14 protein-coding genes are annotated in these 20,124 nt (G+C 53.1%); 2 read left to right on the forward strand and 12 right to left on the reverse strand.

Annotated elements, in window-relative coordinates:
* On the reverse strand, window positions 1-2,277 hold the full coding sequence (locus VCU37_RS00675; RefSeq protein WP_336248707.1) for a RelA/SpoT family protein: 2,277 nt from the start codon (window positions 2,275-2,277) through the stop codon (window positions 1-3).
* 183 nt (window positions 2,278-2,460) lie between these two features.
* Here VCU37_RS00675 and VCU37_RS00680 point away from each other — a divergent pair, with 183 nt between their 5' ends.
* Both VCU37_RS00680 and VCU37_RS00685 read left to right on the forward strand, forming a co-directional pair.
* Window positions 2,461-2,664: a cold-shock protein gene (locus VCU37_RS00680; protein ID WP_336248708.1), complete on the forward strand. Its 204-nt coding sequence runs from the start codon at window positions 2,461-2,463 to the stop codon at window positions 2,662-2,664.
* A 131-nt stretch (window positions 2,665-2,795) separates the two neighbouring features.
* Window positions 2,796-4,025 (forward strand): adenosylcobinamide amidohydrolase, encoded by a 1,230-nt coding sequence (locus VCU37_RS00685; RefSeq protein WP_336248709.1) that lies wholly within the window; start codon window positions 2,796-2,798, stop codon window positions 4,023-4,025.
* 56 nt (window positions 4,026-4,081) lie between these two features.
* Here VCU37_RS00685 and VCU37_RS00690 read toward each other — a convergent pair whose 3' ends face one another.
* The 11 genes from VCU37_RS00690 to ruvB all read right to left on the reverse strand — a co-directional run bounded on the left by VCU37_RS00690 (window position 4,082) and on the right by ruvB (window position 20,062).
* The gene (locus VCU37_RS00690; RefSeq protein WP_336248710.1) at window positions 4,082-5,086 is read right to left on the reverse strand and encodes a magnesium chelatase ATPase subunit I; all 1,005 of its coding nucleotides are present in this window, start codon (window positions 5,084-5,086) and stop codon (window positions 4,082-4,084) included.
* Complete coding sequence (locus VCU37_RS00695; protein ID WP_336248711.1) at window positions 5,073-7,133, reverse strand: VWA domain-containing protein; 2,061 nt, start codon at window positions 7,131-7,133, stop codon at window positions 5,073-5,075. Before VCU37_RS00695 ends, VCU37_RS00690 begins: the two co-directional genes overlap by 14 nt.
* A complete protein-coding gene (gene cobN, locus VCU37_RS00700; RefSeq protein WP_336248712.1) occupies window positions 7,126-11,040 on the reverse strand; it encodes a cobaltochelatase subunit CobN in 3,915 nt (1,304 codons plus the stop codon). Before cobN ends, VCU37_RS00695 begins: the two co-directional genes overlap by 8 nt.
* Window positions 11,037-12,161: a radical SAM/SPASM domain-containing protein gene (locus VCU37_RS00705; RefSeq protein ID WP_336248713.1), complete on the reverse strand. Its 1,125-nt coding sequence runs from the start codon at window positions 12,159-12,161 to the stop codon at window positions 11,037-11,039. Before VCU37_RS00705 ends, cobN begins: the two co-directional genes overlap by 4 nt.
* Window positions 12,161-13,012, reverse strand: a complete 852-nt coding sequence (locus tag VCU37_RS00710; RefSeq protein WP_336248714.1) for an ABC transporter ATP-binding protein — start codon at window positions 13,010-13,012, stop codon at window positions 12,161-12,163. Before VCU37_RS00710 ends, VCU37_RS00705 begins: the two co-directional genes overlap by 1 nt.
* Window positions 13,009-14,040: a FecCD family ABC transporter permease gene (locus tag VCU37_RS00715; RefSeq protein ID WP_336249531.1), complete on the reverse strand. Its 1,032-nt coding sequence runs from the start codon at window positions 14,038-14,040 to the stop codon at window positions 13,009-13,011. Before VCU37_RS00715 ends, VCU37_RS00710 begins: the two co-directional genes overlap by 4 nt.
* Window positions 14,041-14,120: 80 nt before the next feature.
* The gene (locus tag VCU37_RS00720; protein WP_336248715.1) at window positions 14,121-15,422 is read right to left on the reverse strand and encodes an ABC transporter substrate-binding protein; all 1,302 of its coding nucleotides are present in this window, start codon (window positions 15,420-15,422) and stop codon (window positions 14,121-14,123) included.
* Between the two features lie 389 nt (window positions 15,423-15,811).
* Entirely contained in the window at window positions 15,812-16,804 is a 993-nt protein-coding gene (secF, locus tag VCU37_RS00725; protein ID WP_336248716.1) for a protein translocase subunit SecF, read from the reverse strand.
* Window positions 16,794-18,344 carry a protein translocase subunit SecD gene (secD, locus tag VCU37_RS00730; protein ID WP_336248717.1) on the reverse strand — a complete coding sequence of 517 codons (1,551 nt, stop codon included), beginning with the start codon at window positions 18,342-18,344 and terminating at the stop codon, window positions 16,794-16,796. The genes secF and secD overlap by 11 nt, the downstream gene beginning before the upstream one ends.
* Window positions 18,345-18,436: 92 nt before the next feature.
* Window positions 18,437-18,895 carry a preprotein translocase subunit YajC gene (gene yajC, locus VCU37_RS00735; RefSeq protein ID WP_336248718.1) on the reverse strand — a complete coding sequence of 153 codons (459 nt, stop codon included), beginning with the start codon at window positions 18,893-18,895 and terminating at the stop codon, window positions 18,437-18,439.
* Between the two features lie 111 nt (window positions 18,896-19,006).
* Window positions 19,007-20,062: a Holliday junction branch migration DNA helicase RuvB gene (ruvB, locus tag VCU37_RS00740; protein WP_418896425.1), complete on the reverse strand. Its 1,056-nt coding sequence runs from the start codon at window positions 20,060-20,062 to the stop codon at window positions 19,007-19,009.
* Window positions 20,063-20,124: the final 62 nt, after the last annotated feature.

Below are 20,124 nucleotides of genomic sequence, written 5' to 3' on the forward strand. Positions count from 1 at the left end.
CTACACTGAACCAGGGGCAGACCGTACTGCCGAATACACACCTTGTATCCGTTTTAGGCTTCGAAGCGCATGTTCAAGATGGTCATGTCCAGCCAATTCGAGTACAAGATGAATCCACACGGTCGCGTTATTACGGGTTTCAGACCGAATAGCAACAAGTGGGGCCTTTATTTCAGCAAGTAATTGAGTGATATCACGCAATAGCGCTGGTCGTGATATGGCTTGAAGTTCGAGACTCACTTCAAAGGTACCTGTATCCCCTTGGGTACTATTCCACTGCACATCAATCAATCGTTCAGGCTGTGACTGCAGGGCTTCTGCATTCGGGCATTCCTCATGGTGCACACTCACTCCGCGCCCACGCGTAATAAATCCGATAATCGGATCACCGGGCACTGGAGCACAACACTTCGCAAGTGACACCATCACGTCTGCGTCGCCGTTCACAAGGACCGCATCTTTGCGGTGCTGCTCGGCTCTGCGTTGGACCGGCGCGACAACCATCGAGAGTTCTTCATCGGCCTCCACGCCTGGGGTACGTTCCATGCGCGCAAGGTCCACCATGCGTGACGCCACGTTCTGACCGCTGATATGCCCATCGCCTACGGCACGATAGAGCGCGTCTTCGTTGTCATAGTTGTGTTCTTCTACGACCCGTGCCAAGAGATCACTGGCGAGGAGTTGTTTCCACCCAGCTCCGGTTCGTGCCAGTTCTCGACGAACGTCTTCTTTCCCTTTTTCAATCGCGTCTTCACGGCGTTCGCGGCTAAACCAGGCCTTGATCTTTGACCGTGCCCGCGATGAGCCGACGAACTCTAACCAACCTTGGCTGGGGCCAGCGTTCGGACCTTTATCCGTTAAAATCTCGACGGTTTCACCATTGACCAGCTTGTAATCCAATGGCACAAGCCGCCCATCAACCTTTGCGCCAACGGTGCGATACCCAATTTCGGTATGTACGGCAAAGGCAAAATCTACTGGTGTTGAGCCAAGTGGGAGCTGGCGAATATCGCCCTGTGGTGTAAAGACATACACCTCATCGGCATACAGATCCATCTGTACCGCACGGGTGAACTCAGAATCGCCCAGGTTTACTTGGCTTTCAACAAGGTCGTTGAGCCACGGCCGTTCTCGTTCACCTTGACGGGCTTTCGCTTTATATTGCCAATGCGCCGCAACCCCAAACTCTGCGGTGTAATGCATAGCCTCAGTGCGGATTTGTACTTCAATTAACCGCCCGCCAGGCCCCATTACCGTTGTGTGAATCGACTGATACTGGTTGTACTTAGGCATAGCGATGTAGTCCTTGAACCGCCCATCAATGGGGGTCCAGGCCTGGTGCACAAGCCCAAGCACGCTATAACAATCAATGACTGAATCCACAATGACACGGACACCAATCAAGTCCTGAATATCGTCAAAGTCCTTGCCCTGATAGGTCATCTTTTCGTAGATGCTCCACAGGTGTTTTTGACGGCCAGAGACCTTTGAATTCATATGCACACTATTGAGCATGTCCGTCAGCTTGAAAATGATCTGATCAATATAGGAATCATTGTCAAGCTGGCGCTCTGCGACCATGCGCCGTATCTCTTCATAGCGTTCGGGATGTAAGCACTGAAAACTCATGTCTTCGAGTTCCCATTTAAACCGCTGCATCCCCAACCGATGCGCAAGGGGGGCATAAATGGTTAGCGTCTCACGGGCTTTGATCGCCTGCTTATGCCGAGGCATGTGATGGATGGTGCGCATGTTATGCATGCGATCTGCAATCTTGATTAACACCACACGCAAATCCTCAGCAATAGCCAGGATCATTTTGCGTAAGCTCTCCGCTTCACGTTCACTGGCAGAACGTGCGGCCATCTTTTCTATCTTGGTGACTCCGTCAACGAGTAGCCCAACGTGATCACCGAAACGGTTGGCAATTTGTTCACGGGTGACAGGCGTATCCTCAACCACATCGTGCAATAGGGCAGCCACAATTGTTTCAGTATCGGCACCAAGGTCTGCCAAAATCTGAGTTACCCCGATGGGGTGAATAATGTACGGTTCACCGGATCGCCGGAACTGACCGGCGTGGGCATGTTCGGCCAACTTGTACGCATCAACGACCATCTCCATATTTATCGTTGGATTCGTACGGTTAAGCGTGGCAACGAGATCAACAATGCGCTCGGGAATTCGGTCACGATCTCCACCGACCGCGTTCATGATGGCTCGAACCCCACGTTGCATCGGCCGCAAGCGGGAACGGCGAGGCTGAGTTGGTGGCATGTCCCTCCTAAATCATGAGGAATTAAGCCTACCCAATATATACGTCTTCTCCTCTTTTAGGTATTCCTAACAAAACCGTGTATACTTACGGTTGCGTAACTTTTCGTTGATTCGGAAAAGCACGTGGAAATAGTGTGATCACAATCAGCGTGGTTACCGAATACAATGAAATGAGATAGGCCCGTGGCAACTGGCAAAGTTAAGTTTTTCAACGCCGAAAAAGGTTTTGGTTTCATCGCTCCCGATCAGGGTGGTGAAGATATTTTCGTACACTTCTCACAGATTGATATGTCTGGGTTCCGTACATTAAACGAAGACCAGGCGGTTGAGTTTGAAATCGGCAAGGGCCGTAAAGGTGACGAAGCGCAGAATGTGCGCCCCATCTAAATAGTGTTTGCCTCGCTACGAGGCGACTCCCCCAGGAACGACCGCTGTTGACAGCGGTCGTTCCTGCCTTTCTAAACCATTAGGCGTTCAGATATTGCATATACCACGCGGCCATTCCTTACACTGAACCTATGACGATCAATGAGTTGCTCGGCCAGTGGACTCACGGCCTCCGTATCGAACGCCAAGATCGCGCGATTACCGCCATATTCGAACAGCCCCATACGGTTTTGGGTTCAGCGATGTTTCACTCTGGCATGCGCCCAGATTTGGTTGGCGTGATGAATATGCAAACAAGTGAAGCAACCGGCAACTCCTACCACCCAACCATCATGCAAATTAAAGCTGACGCCGCCCAGCTTGCACAACGGTTTCACCTCGAACCGACTCAAGTAATGACGATGGGAACGGCAGCCTCAATGCGCTGTTATGGACTTGCGGAACGGTGGTATGAAGATGATCGTTGCCCACCGGTGGGGGTCATTGCCGTTGCCACCGCAGGGGTTGAAGGGAATGCTGGACGGGCTGGTGACCCTACAACCTGGGTGGAGCTCGATGGCGATTACTGGCCACGCCCTGATAGCGCCACTATGTCAGCGCATCATCGCACCTCACCAACAACCGATGACTGCCCTCCATCTCAGGGATCGGGCACGATCAATATCATGGTGTTCCTATCTGCTCCGCTCAAACCCACTGCGTTTGGACGGGCAATTATCACCGCAACTGAAGCCAAGTCGGCTGTGTTAACAGAATTTGCCGTCGGGTCGCTCTATTCTCCTACCCCGGCAACTGGCACGGGTACCGACCAAATCATCATTAGTGCCCCCACGGAAGGCCCCCACTTTATCTCCGGGGTTGGCCATCATGTAGTGATGGGCGAAATGCTTGGGCAAGTCGTCATGGCTGCGGTCCGTGATGCGCTACGCCAGCAAAATGGCATGACACCCATGTCACGGTGCAGTGTCTTAGCCCAGCTATCACGTTTTGGGCTAAACCAAGAACGTTTCATTACAGAAGCTGCCCCCTATTTGCCTGACCATCTGTTGCGCCATCTCGAAGAGAATGTGCATGCCATGATTCACGACCAAGTCGTTGTTGGGCTGAGTGCTGCTCTTGCCACCGTGGCCGACCAGGTACGAACGGGCATTCTCTCACACTCTGCGGGCAAGGAGCTCGCAGCACGACTAGGCACCCAAATCGCTATGGCGGTGTGCACTGACCGTGCAGATGGTACGGATATAGCCGCTACCATGACCAAGATCGGATTAGATCCGGCTGTACTCGTACCCACCGCTGTGGCACTAGGGTGGGAACAACGGTGGGATTGGGAGCAAGCCAAGCGCATTGACCGTACCTGAGCAAAACCCAAGTCTCCCTGTACAGCCGATGGCTCACAACGCCTGGTGACTCTTCGCTACGTTGCAACCATCTCAAGAGGTGTACGGCGGATTCGGTGTGGTAATACGAGGCGCGCGGCTTGGTGTAAATCAGTTTCTTCAACCTTAGGGTGGCCAAGCCAAGCCGCAATTGCGATTGCGGCACGCATCATCATTAAATCTGCACGATGACCGTCAACGTTGGCATCCAAACTGGTTTTCGCAATCATTTCCAAGGTGACATGCTCAACCACCACATCTGCGATACGCGCCTTGGCATCAGCAATTTGTTCGCTGAGGGCGTTGTCATCTTCTTCCCATTGAGCGATGAATTGGTCGGGGTTGTCTTCGAACGCCATACGGCGTTCAATCACCTCAACACGCAAGGCAGGGTCATGTTCACCGGTAACGGTTACACACATGCCAAACCGATCCAAGAGCTGTGGACGCAACTCTCCTTCCTCGGGGTTCATCGTGCCAATAAGTGAAAATCGTGCTGGATGGGTTACCGAGATACCTTCACGTTCAACGGTATGCACCCCCATCGCAGCCGCATCTAGCAGGACATCAACGATGTGATCATCAAGGAGGTTCACTTCGTCAACATAGAGCAACGCACGATGAGCACTAGCTAAGATGCCGGGCTCGAATTGTTTCTTACCTTCTTGAATGGCTGCTTGTACATCAATCGTGCCACATACCCGGTCTTCGGTAGAACCCACCGGCAGGTCAACCACCCGACAGGATACGGAAACCGGCGTCAAGTCTGCATCAAGGTTCAATGCAGCCCCGTACTGGAGATACTCTTCTTCGGTCAGGTGAAAGGCGGTATGCCCAATTTCGATCTGGTCTGGGAGTAATGCAGCAAGCCCTCGAACTGCAGTTGATTTCGCTGTACCTTTTTCCCCACGAATCAGAATCCCTGAGAGCTGTGGTGATAGGACGCTGAGAATCAACCCCAGCTTCATTTCTTCTTGGCCGACGATGGCCGAAAAGGGATACATAGGCAGGGACACAACAGAACCTTTCTTAGCGTTCTTCATGGGCTAGTTCAGTATGAGTTACGGTTACTAAGTCATCACGATTTAGCATCGTAAATGAGTAGTACGCCCCGTTGAGGGCTTCAGCAAGGTCCTTGGCTCGACCAGGTGACCGACCCCGAGTGTCACTTGAGTCAACAACGACCCAGGTCACCGACTCATCTTGACTGAGCGACCGAGCAAAGGCAAGCGTCTGTTCACGTACTCCAGCACCGGTTTGCCCTTCATGCCCAACATTTGCACGGCCATCAGTTATGACGATCACCAACGGTCGTACCGTTGGCTCTTTTTGCCGAGCAACGCGGATCACCTCCTGGGCTTTGGCCAACCCGGCTATCAGCGGGGTTCGCCCACCGGTGGGGAGTAGTTCAAGCGCGCGGGTAGCCCGCTCAATGGCGTGGGTCAAGGGCAATACAACTTCTGCACCCGAACGTCGAAATGCAATTAACCCAACCTGGTCGCGACGGACATACGCATCAAGGAGCAAACTGAGTACAGCCCCTTTACTGGCTACCATGCGTGCCTTTGCGCCCATCGATCCACTGGCATCTACCACAAACAGTACACAAGCCCCCACCTTGCGTTGTCGAATCACACGGCGCCAATCCTCATGCTCAATCAAGATACGCGGCCCTGGTATTGGCCGTTGTAACCGGCGATCGTATTGATACGGGATAGCGGCTAAAAGGGTGTCAATGAGTGAGAGATCAGCAATCTGATCAGTTCGTTCGCTATAGATTTTTCTCCCTTGCACACTACGTGTCCGTGAATGAAACCGTCGTCCAGCTTGCTGTCGGTGGGTTCGGTCACGGTTCAATGTGATGGGTTTTACCGCAAACGGTGCACCTATTGGAGATGGACTATCTGTGCCGCCCTGGTCTTGCCCATCAAGAGGTTCAACATCAATATCGCTACCTTCATAGCGAATCGGGTCGCTATCTTCATCGTTCTGAGACGGGGCAGACGGTGTCGGCGGTGATGATGACTCCTCAGTATCATCTTCCGCTTGACCATCCGACTCTTCGTCAGGTTCTTGTCCGCCGGGGGCATCATCTGGGGTGGTACCTGGCTGGTCTCGCCGATCCGTTGTGGAACCATGATCACTCATTTGGGGATCATGACGAGTTTGCCTAGATTCAGGGGGGCTACCATCAAATGGGCTATTGGTATGCGGTTGGCCTTGATCAGTCATATCCCGACGACGATGAGCCAAAACGAGTTCTGCTATCGCCATCACGTCATCCTCGGTGACACGCCATCGACCATCTCGCGCCGCGTGAGCTCTGGCGGCCATGGCCATGACCACATCGCCACGATGACCGGCAACCCGTGCATTCATACACAGTTGAGTGATAAAGGCGGTGACTGTTGTAGATATCCGAGTCTGGGCAAGGAAATGCCGGCCACGGTTAACCTGTTCTCGTAACGCCAAGTCATCAGCTATGTGGGCTGCAATAACCGCATCAGGGTCACGGTCAAATGCCTGTTGGGTTTTCATCACGTTTACGCGTTGTGCAATATCACGCAATTGGTGGACCGAAACGCTCAGCCCAAAGCGGTCAAGTAACTGTGGTCGTAACGCCCCTTCTTCGGGATTCATCGACCCAACGAGGACAAATGCGGCTGGATCAATTCGACTAATACGGTCCCGATGGACGTGCACAACCCCTTGTCCAGCCGTAGTGATAAGCAAGTCGACCAGATGGTCAGCCAACAGATTAATCTCATCAACATAGATCAACCCCCCGTCCGCTTGTGCCATCAGCCCCTGCGTTGAATGTACCCGACCAGTAGCCATGGTGGGTTCAAGATCGACCCCGCCGACAAGACGATCTTCCGTAATATTGAGCGGAATCGTATACACCGGCCCATCCATAAATAGCGCCGCGGCAGAACGGATGACAGTAGATTTCGCCGTTCCTTTTTCCCCGTCCAGGAGCAGCCCACCAATCCGCGGTTCGATGGCCAATAATTGCAGGGCCAGAATGACCGCCTCATGACCAACGATGGCACTGACTGGCAGATACCGCCGAGTAGACGGGTTATTCACGACTCAGTCCAAGTGTTCGGAGATCTATCCCACCCGATGAGGAGAGGGGTGTCGAACTTGGCGCATCATCATCCATGAGGGCTTCGATGTCACCCTCAACGGTGTCACGAATATCGTTGAGTCGGTCAATAGCATCTTGGGGTGCTGACCAGATCCCTCGCTCCGCAGCATCAATCAGCTTATTGGTTATGTTGTACAACGCATGAGGATTATGTTCAGTAAAAAATGCTTGCATATTGGGGTCAAAGGCATAGCGCTCAGCAACCTGCCGCCACAACGTATCGTCAACGACATCGGCAAGCGCATCCCAACCAATCAAAATGTCGAGCACTTTGGATAAGTCTCCGGCTCCTTTATATCCATGGCGTTGGAGGCCGGTTATCCAAGCAGGGTTCAATACACGTGACCGGATAATTAGTCGTGCCTCCTCCGTACCGGTTCGGGTTTGAATACGACGCGGATCGGCCATATCACCGACATACGCGTCTGGCTTCACGCCACGCACATGGGTTGTAGCAGCAATAAGGCCACCAAATTCGTTGTAGAAATCGGTACAACTCAACATGTCATATTCACGGGTGTCCTCATTTTTGGTGACGACATCCATCGTGGCTAAGCGGCGTTCGTAGCGTTCGGTATCGGCTTGACCGAACACGCCTTCACCGTAGGCATAAGCCGAATCGGCGATAAACGTTTCAGCCAGGTCGGCCTGCGTTTCCCACTGACCGGTCTCGATAAGTGCTTCGATCCCCACTCCGTAATTGCCAGGCTGACAGCCAAACACCCGCAAGGTGGCACTGCGCATCGCGTCATCCACGGACAAGCCACGTGCGGTGAGCAGCTTGACGTCTTCAAGGACATGTGCCCGCAAGCGATTTTGTTCCTCGGGTTCTTCAAGCGCAGCAACCATACGGGCCGCTTTATCTATCAAGTCAACAAGATTTGGAAATGCATCACGGAAAAAGCCAGATACTCGCGGCGTCGCATCAATACGGGGACGGCCAAGCTCACTGATGGGAATAATCTCAAGACCTTGTACATGTCCACTCGCAGCCCATTGAGGCCGCAGGCCGTAGAGGTACAGGATTTCAGCGATATCAGTTCCACCCGTGCGCATATTGGCTGAACCCCAAACGACAAGACCCACATTGTGCGGGTAGGGGTCATCGGGGTGGGCAGCCGCATGGTTTGCCAAAAGCTGTTCAGCTAAGGTGACCCCTTCTTCCCACGCTGCCGGGGTGGGCATTGTTAGGGGGTCAATGGAATAAAAGTTCCGACCAGTTGGCAGGATCAGTGCATTGCCACGGGTGGGTGCTCCGCTTGGCCCGGCCAATACAAATCGGCCTGCCAAAGCGTTCAGCGTTGCTGTGATTTCATCTTTGGTATGGTCTAAGCGCCAAAGTAACTCCGTGATCACAAAATGGACAACCGTACATACCTGCGCATCAAAGAACCCAAGTACCGCTTTGGTGATATCACAGGCATTCGTTTTGGCATCTTCTGGTTCTAACCGACCGTTCTGTGCCCACGCCACAACCATGTCCATCAAGGTTTCTGCAGTCTGCTGAGCATCCTCAATGACCTGACTGCCGATACGCCCGTCCTTAAAGATCGGTTGTGTACCTGCATGATGGGCAGCCGACAATGAGGTTCCCCAGGCTTCCAAAATGGCATCACGCAGACCTGGAATATCCCCATTTGGGATACGGGTGAGTTGTGTCAAGAATGTGGCTAGACGGGCCCGTTCAGTGCCCGTATCCGGTTGGTGTTCTTGTAGTGTCGTGCCACCATCAGCCACAACCGAACCAAGGACGTGGAGCCCATCGGCAATGACATTCTCACTTAGGTGCATGAGGTGGTGATTCACCTGGTCAACAATCCCGTCAGGGTCAGCTTCAGCTTGTGCTTGGGTCAACTCCAGATCGACCTGCAAATCGGCGCGCACGACAGCATCCCAGAGCTGGCGCGCCACCGCCCTGGCACGCTCGGTATCCACGGCAACAGCCTGGCTATAGTCACGGACTATCCGTTCAATCTCGGCAAGTTCGTCATACAGCCCAGATGGACGCATCGGCGGTGTCAGATGGTCAATAATGACCGCGGCACTGCGGCGTTTCGCTTGGGTGCCTTCACCAGGATTGTTGATGATGTAGGGATAGATATTGGGCAGATGGGTCAAGACCAGTTCGGGGTAACACGATTCACTCAACCCGAGTCCCTTACCTGGTAACCATTCCAACGTGCCATGGGTACCGACATGGATAACCGCATCGGCTCCAAAGTGATCACGGATATATCGGTAGTGGGCTAGATAGTGGTGGGGAGGTGGTAAGGAGTCATCGTGCATACGACCATCGGTGATCGCTTCAAAAGCTCCCCGTGGTGGCTGAATCGTCAGGTAGACATTGCCCCGTGTCACTCCTGGAAAGGAAAACTGATCATGGTAGACAAATAGGTCTCCAGGAAATGATCCCCAGTTACGTTCCATCTCCGTTTGAACAACCTGAGGGAGCCCGTCAACCATTGGCTGAAAGGCGGCCACATCACCGTGGATTTGAGCGTTGATATGCATTTGTTCAGCGTCAAGAAACCGCTGGTCACCGGTTAATCCATCACGAATCGCCTCGATGATCTCGTCTCCGTACGCAAACGGTTCACCCACGTCATACCCGTCGTGGTCAAGGGCAAGGAGGAGGCGGCGGATTGATTCAAAACTATCTAATCCAAATGCGCACCCGATCTTGTCATCACGGGGTGGATTGTGATGGAAGATAATCGCAATCTTCTTTTCATGATTTGGTTTGTAACGTAGTCGAGCCCAGGCTAGGGCTTGATTTGCCATCGCGGCAATCCGGTCTGGGATGGGTGCCCGGCGCGGCTGCATCGCCCCGGTCAGGGGATCGACTAGGTCAATCTCGCGTGTCCCCACAAATGCGGCAATGATCTCGCCATCAAACTCTGGGCCGGCAGCTTGTGTGCTCACGTCCATCCCACCTAGCCCTTGGGCTGTTTGCGCCCATTGTGCATACGTGCCATAACTGGTCATCGCATGGAGGACTGGCAAGTCAAGATCAGCAAATACGGTTGACAGACCAGGGTCAATCATCGTCATAGACATGCCGAAAAGGTCAATCATCACATCAAGGCGCAATGTGCCGTCCACCCGACAAAACGCGTCAATCACATCGGAGAACGCCAACCCTCCATAGGATGCATCAGCCCAGCGATAACAGAAAATTGGTACCGCGATGGCCCCACGGGCTTCGATGGCTTCAACGAGGGCGTATTCGATATCCGTATTACGGTCAATCCAAAAGGTCCGTGGATAGATGATCCCGATCAGTGGTTTATCACTGCCGACCACTGATAGATAGTCTGCAAGGTTGGTAAAGAGCCCGTGTTGGGGATGACTAATCCCTTGAAACGGCATCGGCATTGGATCTGGAATCGGAAGTTCATTGCCGTGAACCCGGGCAAGGAGCGTGAGGAATACATGACGGATATTGTCAAGGCCTCCCTGACGCAACAGGGCTGATAGTTTCGGCCAAATCCGTTCCTCGATACCGTCACCATGTGCCATCGCCGCAGCCGTGGCATCTTGATCTCCGTCGGTCGGTTGGATATGTAACCAGCCCACAGACTGACCGGCCTCTCTTCGTGCCTCGCGCAGAGCAGCCAAGGTTGGCCAGCCTGGGAAACTACCCAAGCCACCGTGTAAACAGAGAATCGTGATATCCGCATCTACGCAGGCATGCGCAAAGGCGGTGATCGCTTCCGGGGTCGTGAGCTGTTCAATCCCCCGAGCAATGACGGTAACCGGTTCGTCATTCTTCTGGAGTTCATGAGCAACTGTACTCACAAGTGGGAGGGACCCTCCCGTTGTTGAAAAGTAACAGATTGTCGTCATTCCGCCCCTTCCAACTGTGCAAGGGTGTTGTAGATCACACACATCAAGGGGTGTTGGTTGTCTGGAGAAGTCACATCGAGGCGGGATGGACAGTCACCAGGACACCGTCCTGCGAGTGCGCACTGCGTACATGGCCCGCTCAGTGGAGGAACACGGTTGAACTGTTTAAGTGCCTCACGATCTATCGCCTCAATTGTGCCTGCCTGTCGGGTTGGATCTCCAACAGCTTGTGAACATGGATAGACGGCTCCGTTAGGACTCACAGCCATACATTGACCCGTAACCGCAAAACAGTACCGGCTGACCGGTGTTGGTTGAATGTGGGAATCATGATCAGACGGCAACCGCAATGGCTTGCGCAAGGCCAAACGAACTGTTTCGAGTTCTCGCCATATGAGTGGTTGACGACGCTCACGATTGAGGGCCATAAGCGCTGAATACATCTCAAAAATCCCGCAACGAATAGCGCGTGCACTTGGTATTAAATCAGGTCGTGTAGCCGCACTTCCCAAAGGAATAATTAAATCCAAGGCGATTCCGGTGATATTGCCAAAGGATGCGGCGGTCACCACAAGTTCATCAAGGCGATGCGCATTTATCGATGAAACAACACTCGTAATACGAACTGGTACGTCAAATGCAGCAAGGTGTATGAGGCCACCAAATGTCGCTTTGGCATTTCCCCGTGTTGTGTCTTGCACCGATGGTGGCCCATCAAGGCTGACCCCAACTTGGATACCCCAAGCATGGAGCTGTGCGGCCATATTCGCGTCAATACGGGTGGCATTCGTTTGTACCGCAATTGTTTTGGGTGAGTACCCCGCGCTGCAGACCAAATCAACCACACGGTCAATAACATCAGGCACCAATAGCGGTTCACCACCCGCAAGTTGGATGTGGAACGGCGCTCCTGACGCTTGGGCATCATCAAGCACGGTTTGGACTGCGCGTTCGGCAGTTTCAAGCGCCATACGTCCACCGCGCCGGTCCCGCCGGTAGCAATACACACAATCCAAATCGCACGCCGCAGTCGGCCAGAGTACGAGGTACCGGATGGGCGAAACCTCAACAGGGGTAACTAGGGGTAACTGGGTGCGTGAGGGTACCAGTGCCGAGTCCATTAGGAATCCAAGGCTTGTGCCATGCGAGTAGAGATAAAGCGGGCACGCTCATGGTCAAATATCACCCCATCGGTCTGGAATGCCGTTTCCAAGGTGCCGTCTCTCGCAGTTGTATCTGGGTCACCGATATGTACGACCTCTCCAGGTCCTGCAATCCAGAACCGATCGGCGTAATGCAACATCAAGTCAACATCATGGGTACACACCACCATGGCGATAGCCTGTTCAGTACTGACCTCCCGCAGTAGCTCCAATAAAGCGATACGTCCGGGTGGATCTAAAAATGCGGTCGGTTCATCTAGGACCATCACCATTGGCTCTTGTGCAAGTGCCCGCGCCACCAATACCCGTTGGCGTTGGCCATCAGATAGTTCAGTTACATCACGGTTCCATAACGCGCTCGCTCCAACTGCATTGAGTGCACGGGCCATGACCGCGCGGTCTTGATCATCCAGGCGTGCCCCCAAACCGCTATGGGGATACCGACCCAATGCAACCACCTCATGGACTCGTAACCGTCCCCCGATAGAGCGATCCGTTAACACCGCCGCAAGTACTTTAGCCATCACTCGTTTAGGGGTTGAACCGACCTGAAAACCTGCCACCGTGATCGAGCCGGCAAGGGGTGGTTGAAGACCGGCGATCGTGCGTAATAGTGTCGATTTTCCCGCCCCATTTGGCCCGACCAACCCGATGAGGTCACCTTGGGAAACAGTCGTAGTAATGTCACGAAGAATTGTTCGTTCCCGTCGTTTCCCACGGTCATACCCCACCGCCACGTGTTGGAGGTTAAGTCCAGTTCCCCCTTGCTGTTGATCGGCTAAACGAGGTGATGGCGTCTGGGCATTCATCGATCCTCCATCCCCCGATACCACCGCAACAAAATCACGATGACGATGGGCGCACCGAAGGCCGCATTCACGGCATTGATGGGGAGTACGCCTGTCCCAGGCTGTTGCGCGATCACATCAGCAAGTAACGCCATTGCCCCACCGCCCAATATGCAACCAGGGATGAGCACCCGATGATCCGAAGAACCCATCACACCCCGGGTGACGTGGGGAACGGCGATACCAATGAAAGCAATTGGACCACAAAATGCATTAGAGACGCCTGCCAATATCGAGGTAATAGCAATTAACGCCCACCGCATTGTACGCATCTCAATGCCCATTGTTTGGGCATACCGTTCACCCAGTAATAATGCATTCAGCGGTTTAGCTAACGAAAAGGCGATTGCAAGCCCAACCAAGATGATGCCAACAAGAATCCCAATTCGGTCCCACGTCACCCCCGTGTAACTCCCGAACCCCCATCGGGTGAATTGGGCTACCAACGCAGGTTCAGCATAGGCAATCAATACGCTGATAAATGCTGATACAAAGTAGCCAATCATGACCCCAAGCAAGAGCAGCACCGCTGAGGAGCGGATGATATGGCCGATCCCAAGGACGAGAGCCATGACCACCCCGGAACCAATCGCTGAAGCGATGACAATGGCAAATTGACCGCTCAATCCCAAACTTGAAGTGAATTCAGCACCGTAGGCGGTGCTCAACGCCCCTGACCCCATAATGACGAGGGCTACACCAAGACTTCCTCCTGATGAAATACCAAGTACATACGGGTCGGCTAGAGGGTTGCGAAAGAGCGTCTGCATGATCAGTCCACTCACGCCAATCGCCGCACCCACAACGACAGCGGTGATGGTCCTTGGTATGCGGATGTCATGCACAATCGTGTACACCACGGCATCTACCGTTTCACCAGAGATGACCTTATAGGCATCGGAGAGGGACACGGTGACCGATCCAATCGTGATACCCATCACGATAACGATCAGCCACACGCATCCAAGCACCCCAAAGCGAAGACCGATGAATGACCGTTCTGTAGGTGGCAGCGACGGTGCATGCCCAACCTGGAGATGCTGGGCATGCCCATCAACGTGTGGTGTGCTCACTTGCCTACGTTCAGGTAGTACACAGGTTCGTAATCAGTAAAGGCATCCGGGTGGAAAGCGGCTGCAAGGTCGTGTAACACCACGTCGGGTTGAATAACACCCGTTTCCCAGTATTCGTTTCCACCTCCAGGACCAATCTTTTTCATCGGGTTAAAGACTTTTCCGTCCTTGACTGCTTTGAGTTCACCAAGGCGAGCATCAACGGCAATGATGTCGGCGGTGCTTGCCCACGCCGGAGCCGATGATTGAGCATTAATCCAGATGTCGGCTTGCCCACCTTCGGCCACAACCTTTTCAAAGTCAACTGGCTCAGAACCACCGCCAGGAGCTGATTTCATGACATATGACCCACCGGCATCTTCAATGAACTTAGCCACATAACTATCATTGCCCGGCACATACCACTGCCCCTGATAGACCGAACCTGCCAAGACGGTTGGTTTGGAGGCTTCACTGGCAACCTGTTCTTTCACCGTGTTGTAGGCCGTTTCGATACGGTTGTACTCCGTATTAGCTTTTGCCTCTGTATTGGTCAATACGGCGAAGAACTTCAACCATTCAGCACGCCCCAGTGGGGTTGCTTCAAGCCATGCATTGTCATCAAGTACAGGAACGTCAGCGGCTGCAATGGCCGTGTAGGCATCATTGGCCATGCCAGACATCAAGGTAACATCCGGCTTTACCGCAAGGGCTTGTTCAACATCGATATCCCCGTTGGGATTGGCAATGGCGGGCGTATTCGCAGTTTTAAAATATTCCAGCGCTTTGGTAGATGAAATATATTCCGTAGCCCCTGTTGCTCCTATATGGTCAAGCGCATCGAGTAGTTCAAAATTTGAAATCTCAGTTGTTGACGGTGTGATGATCCGTGTTGCAGGAACCGTGATGACCTTTGCCTCTTCTAGGTCAGGTCCGAGATCTGGTTGTTCTGCGCCACACTTGACCAGTACGGCTTTTTGTACGGCTTGGGTGTCGGGATTGGTAATACTGATTGTCTTATAGAAGTTGTGGTATTCAACTTCAATCAGTTTCGCTTCCTTAAACTCAACTTTGTCAGGGAAGTAATCCTTATTCCTATCAAATGTGGTTGGGTCGATGCAGTCAGCGGTATCACCACCATCAGCTTGGGCTGTGGTTGCTGAAGGTGATGCCTCATCAGGCGAACTTGCTGCTGATGAAGGTGTTGTCGTTGCGGTACTGCTCGCTGATAGTTCAGGACTTTGTTGGAAGCACCCAGCGGCAAGGAGTGCACAGGCAAGAAATGCCGTGGCGGACTGAATGGTATGGCGGGTTGTCATAGGTTCCTCATACAGGGTGGAAGAAACCGGCCTGACACATTGCCCGTTCAGCCCAGTCCTTCCGTCGCGGACTTGGTATGGCTACACAACAGCAAGGCGACCGGACTCATGCTCTTACTTGCTAGGTAGAGCAATTACCGTTGCGCAGACAGTGCCGGATTTACACCGGCTTCGCTTGCTCCTGCGACCTCATTTCATCGAGGCAATGCGACTGTAATCGCTGTTGAACTGGCGATACAAGTTCAAATATGGCGAGGAAGACCATTACCTTCAAGGTCAAAAGACCAACGAGCCCCTTTCACTCGCCAATTTGGCCAGGTATGTCAGGAGCCGTTCGCTAGCGGATACGACAAGACCCGCCGAATGCGGCGGGTCTTACGTTCAGAAGGCTACGTCGTTGTCTCGTTCGCTACTTCATCAGCGTGTTCAAGGACTTCTTTCTTCGTATGGTCAAGCCGTCCCGTTTTAAACCAAACGAGTAAGGGGCTCGCCAACCCGATAGAGGAATACACGCCGAGGCCCATACCGATGGCGAGTGCAACCGCCAAATCCAGCAAGGTTGTAGCACCCAAGAGCCCGGACCCAATGATGATCAGGCTGATGACGGGCAGTAGGGAGGTGATCGACATGGAAATTGAGCGGATTAACACGTGATTAATGGCCTCATTGACAATAGCTGGCCAATCTGGTTCATCAGTGTGTTCTTCGGCCACTTCGCGGACCCGGTCAAATACCACGACCGTGTCATACAGGCTGTACCCCATGATGGTGAGGAAGGCCGTGATAGTGGCAGGGGAAACAGACCATTGAAAAATGGAGTACACCCCAACGGCAACAAGGATGTCATGGAAAAGCGCCAAAATAGCGGCCGCAGCCATACGGAACTCAAACCGCCAACTCAAATACCCTACGGTAAGCAAAATAAAGACAACAAGGGCTACGAGCGCTTGCCGCGTGACCGTTTCACCCCATGACGGTCCAACGGTTGAGATTGAGACCGTTCCACCGGTAATTGTTTCAATCTCCTTGGCAACTTCAACATCGTCAACACCCTCGATCTCGGTGAGGGCCGTTGTTGAAACGAGTGCACCAGTGCCCTCGTTGACTTCCTGGACGATTGAATCCGGGATACCCAAACTCGACAGTTTTGTTTCAATCATTCGTGGTTCCCAGTCGTTCTTCGCATCCTCAACTTGGAAAGAAGACCCACCGGTGAACTCAATGGAGAGGTTTAAGCCCCGAACTGCCAGGGATCCGGCACTGAGCACCATGAAAATGGTACTCACGATAATCAGCGTTTTTGCAAAGGCAATGACGGGTACTTCCGTCCGCCCAGTCACAAGGCGCCTGATAAACCCGTCTTGAGATGACTTAGGCATCATCACCCTCCTTCGCCGTTGATTCGGTCGCAGCGGCAGCGGCAGCAGCACGTCGAACCCCGCGCCGTTTAGCTGCTTCTTGTTCAGCCGTGATTCGGTGTTGTTCAATGACTGCACGCTGTTCATCAGTGAGCCCGCCAAGGAGCCCCATGATCTTCATTTGGGCAATTCGGGGGCTTCGGGTGAGCAGACCGAACATGCCTTGGGTGAAGGTACCGAACATCAGTAAGTCAACAAACACACTGAGCCCTAAGGTAAACGCGAATCCTCGGACCTCACCGATAGCGAGTAGATAGAGCACAACTGCGGCCAAAATACTGACAATTGACCCCGTTAAGTTTGTTCGCCACGCCTCTAAGAATGCATGGTCACTTGCGGAACGAATCGACCGCCCGGTGCGTAGCTCATCTCGGTAGCGTTCACGGTACAAAATCGACGAGTCTACTGCCGTACCGATTGACACGATCACACCAGCGATACCGGCCAGGGTGAGTGTGAACCCGACGTACTCACCGAGCAATGTGATTAAGGCATAGATCCATAACCCAAACATCGCGAGTTCAAACATGCCAAAGAATCCGATGCCGCGGTACAGGATGACCAGGTACACACCGACAAGCAAGGTACCAATCAACCCGGCGACAAGGCCAGCTTGGAGGGAGTCTGCACCTAAGGATGGGCTGATCTGTTGGAAGGTACCGAATTCAAGCTGAAGTGGTAAGGCGCCAGAGCGAAGAACAAGGGCAAGGGTTTCTGAGGCCTGGCGCTCTCCTGTGTCAATTTGAGCACTCCCCCCTCGGATACCAACACCACATTGAACCTGTTCGCTCATGGGGCTAACCGTTTCAATAATGCCGTCGAGCACAATCGCGATGGCATTCATCGGATACTGGTTACAAGCCAACTTGGCAGTCTCATCACCAAAGGCCGTTTCACCTTCAGCATTGAAATTCATCGAGGTGACCCAGCGGTTCGTGTTTTGTTCTAGAGCCGCTTGGGCATCATCCAGTTGGTCACCGGTCAAAAACGTCGGATTAGCGACTACCGTCTGCCATTGGTCACGCGGCAGGTCTTCACCCGTATTGGGGTCCTGGGTGCGCATACACAACTTAACTTCTTGATCATTGTCACCAGGGCCCAGGCTGGGATCATCACACTTCAACGCTTGAGGATCACCCGCAGGTAAGATCTCCTTGACAGAACGGAACTGCATTGAAGCGGTACGCCCAATGACGTCACGGGCCTGACCTTCATCGACAAGACCAGGAAGTTGAACTTGAATGGTCTCTCCCTGTCGGGCGATGGTTGGTTCAGCAACCCCGAGGCTATCAACACGTTCACGAATAATGTCAACCGTTTGGTCCAACACTTCGTCGGTGATTGTTTCTCCAGGATTGGGTTTGGCCACCAGGTTGGCACTCAAACCACCCTGTAAGTCCAACCCCAGTCGTGGTGTTAGGTTATTTGTTAAGATCCAGCCGTAGAGAATGGCTACCACCACAATGGGGCCAATCATTAAGGCCGCGAGCTTTTTCCAGCCCACTCGTACTCCCTTTGGTTTGCCTCAAACACGCGAGGCTCTTATAGAACAAAAATGTGTAACGACCTGTGTCGTTACCTACCAAACCACAATAGTTATGCCTTAGGCTCTTCGTGTGCGTCGCCGTGGTCTGCTGTTGTGGGATCGGTTATCTCCGGTGACTCGTCATCAGGGGAAGTCGCAAGCGCGATCTCCTCGTGGTCCGTGTTCCGCTCCTCCGTGCCTGCTTCATCATCTTCGTCCCATTCCTCATCAACGAGGTCGGTTTCTTTCAGGACTTTTCGGGCGATGCCAGCTTTCAGTACAAACGCCGTTGTGTCTTCACTCAATTGCAGTTCATATCCGTCGTCGTCAATCCCGATGATCGTCCCTTTAAAGGCCCCGATCGTGATGACGTCATCACCAATACGCAAACTTGAATGGAGCTGTTCTTGTTTCTTCTTTTGCACAGAGACTGGGCGAATCCCGAAGAAATAGATAAGTGCAGCGAGAATAATAAACGGAAACAGCATCGTGATTGGGTTACTCTGCTGTGCGATAAGCGGTGATAACACGGAGATCCTCACATCGGTTAAGTGACTGGCAGGATGCCTTAGGCTACCAGGATATGAAGATGTTTTACGGGCCAGTCCCTATCCAATCGGGAGACGAATCACCCATCGTCATTATTCTTGCTCGTCAAGAAGGGTTAGCTCACTGAACTGCATTGGTGGGGTCAAACCAAGATGGGCCCACGCACTCGGCGTGGCCATACGGCCACGTGGAGTTCTGGCCAACATGCCCTGTTGAATAAGGAATGGCTCCACCACATCTTCTATCGTGTCGGGTTGTTCACCAACGGCAACGGCAATGGTTGACAACCCAACCGGACCACCTGAATAGTCTGAACAGAGTCGTTCGAGTACTTGCCGGTCAAGCCGATCCAACCCACGGGCATCAACATCAAAGAGTGTCATAGCAGCCAAGGCACTCGCTTTATCTACCGTGCCATCCCCTCGAACCTCAGCCCAATCTCGTACCCGTTTCAACAGACGATTGGCGATACGGGGGGTTCCACGACTGCGTGACGCGACAAGCTTGGCCGCCTCCGGTGTGATAGGGACACCTAACAGATCAGCTGATCGCGTGATGATGGTGGCGAGTTCTTCGTCCTCATAAAACTCCATGCGGGTCGCAAAGCCAAAGCGGTCACGCAAAGGTCCAGTTAACAAGCCTGTCCGCGTCGTTGCCCCGATAAGGGTGAACGGCGGGAGTGGCAAACGGAAGGCTTTAGCTGCGGGCCCCTTGCCCACGACAATGTCCAGTACAAAATCTTCCATTGCCGGATACAAAATCTCTTCAACAGCGCGAGGAATGCGATGTATCTCGTCAAGAAAGAGCACATCACCGTCTTCGATATTGCTTAAAATCGCGGCTAAATCACCAGGACGTTCCAGTGCTGGCCCACTGGTTACGCGGAGTGCTGCGTTCATCTCGCTCGCCACAATGTGGGCCAAACTTGTTTTACCGAGACCAGGTGGGCCACTGAGAAGTAAGTGGTCAGCACTAGCACCACGTGCTTTAGCACCATCTAGAATTAACCCGATCTGTTCTTTCACCCGCCGTTGCCCTACAAAGTCTTGTAGGGTTTTTGGACGAAGGCTCACTTCAAACGCATCTTCAGGTTGCGGTTGGCTGGCATCTAAGAACTGATCACTCACAACAGCCAATTTAGCGTTCACCTGCCTTTGCTTGTCCTTACGGGTGGTTTAGTACCTGAAACCCGAGATGGCTACGCATGATT

Origin of the sequence: Stomatohabitans albus (assembly GCF_036336025.1) — a bacterium.
Lineage (GTDB): Bacteria > Actinomycetota > Nitriliruptoria > Euzebyales > Euzebyaceae > Stomatohabitans > Stomatohabitans albus.

What these genes read in the sequence shown, in the direction of transcription:
- VCU37_RS00675 (WP_336248707.1), bottom strand. Translation starts at nt 2,277, where the DNA reads ATGCCACCAACTCAGCCTCGCCGTTCCCGCTTGCGGCCGATGCAACGT.
- VCU37_RS00685 (WP_336248709.1), top strand. Translation starts at nt 2,796, where the DNA reads ATGACGATCAATGAGTTGCTCGGCCAGTGGACTCACGGCCTCCGTATC.
- VCU37_RS00690 (WP_336248710.1), bottom strand. Translation starts at nt 5,086, where the DNA reads ATGAAGAACGCTAAGAAAGGTTCTGTTGTGTCCCTGCCTATGTATCCC.
- cobN (WP_336248712.1), bottom strand. Translation starts at nt 11,040, where the DNA reads ATGACGACAATCTGTTACTTTTCAACAACGGGAGGGTCCCTCCCACTT.
- VCU37_RS00705 (WP_336248713.1), bottom strand. Translation starts at nt 12,161, where the DNA reads ATGGACTCGGCACTGGTACCCTCACGCACCCAGTTACCCCTAGTTACC.
- VCU37_RS00710 (WP_336248714.1), bottom strand. Translation starts at nt 13,012, where the DNA reads ATGAATGCCCAGACGCCATCACCTCGTTTAGCCGATCAACAGCAAGGG.
- VCU37_RS00720 (WP_336248715.1), bottom strand. Translation starts at nt 15,422, where the DNA reads ATGACAACCCGCCATACCATTCAGTCCGCCACGGCATTTCTTGCCTGT.
- secF (WP_336248716.1), bottom strand. Translation starts at nt 16,804, where the DNA reads ATGATGCCTAAGTCATCTCAAGACGGGTTTATCAGGCGCCTTGTGACT.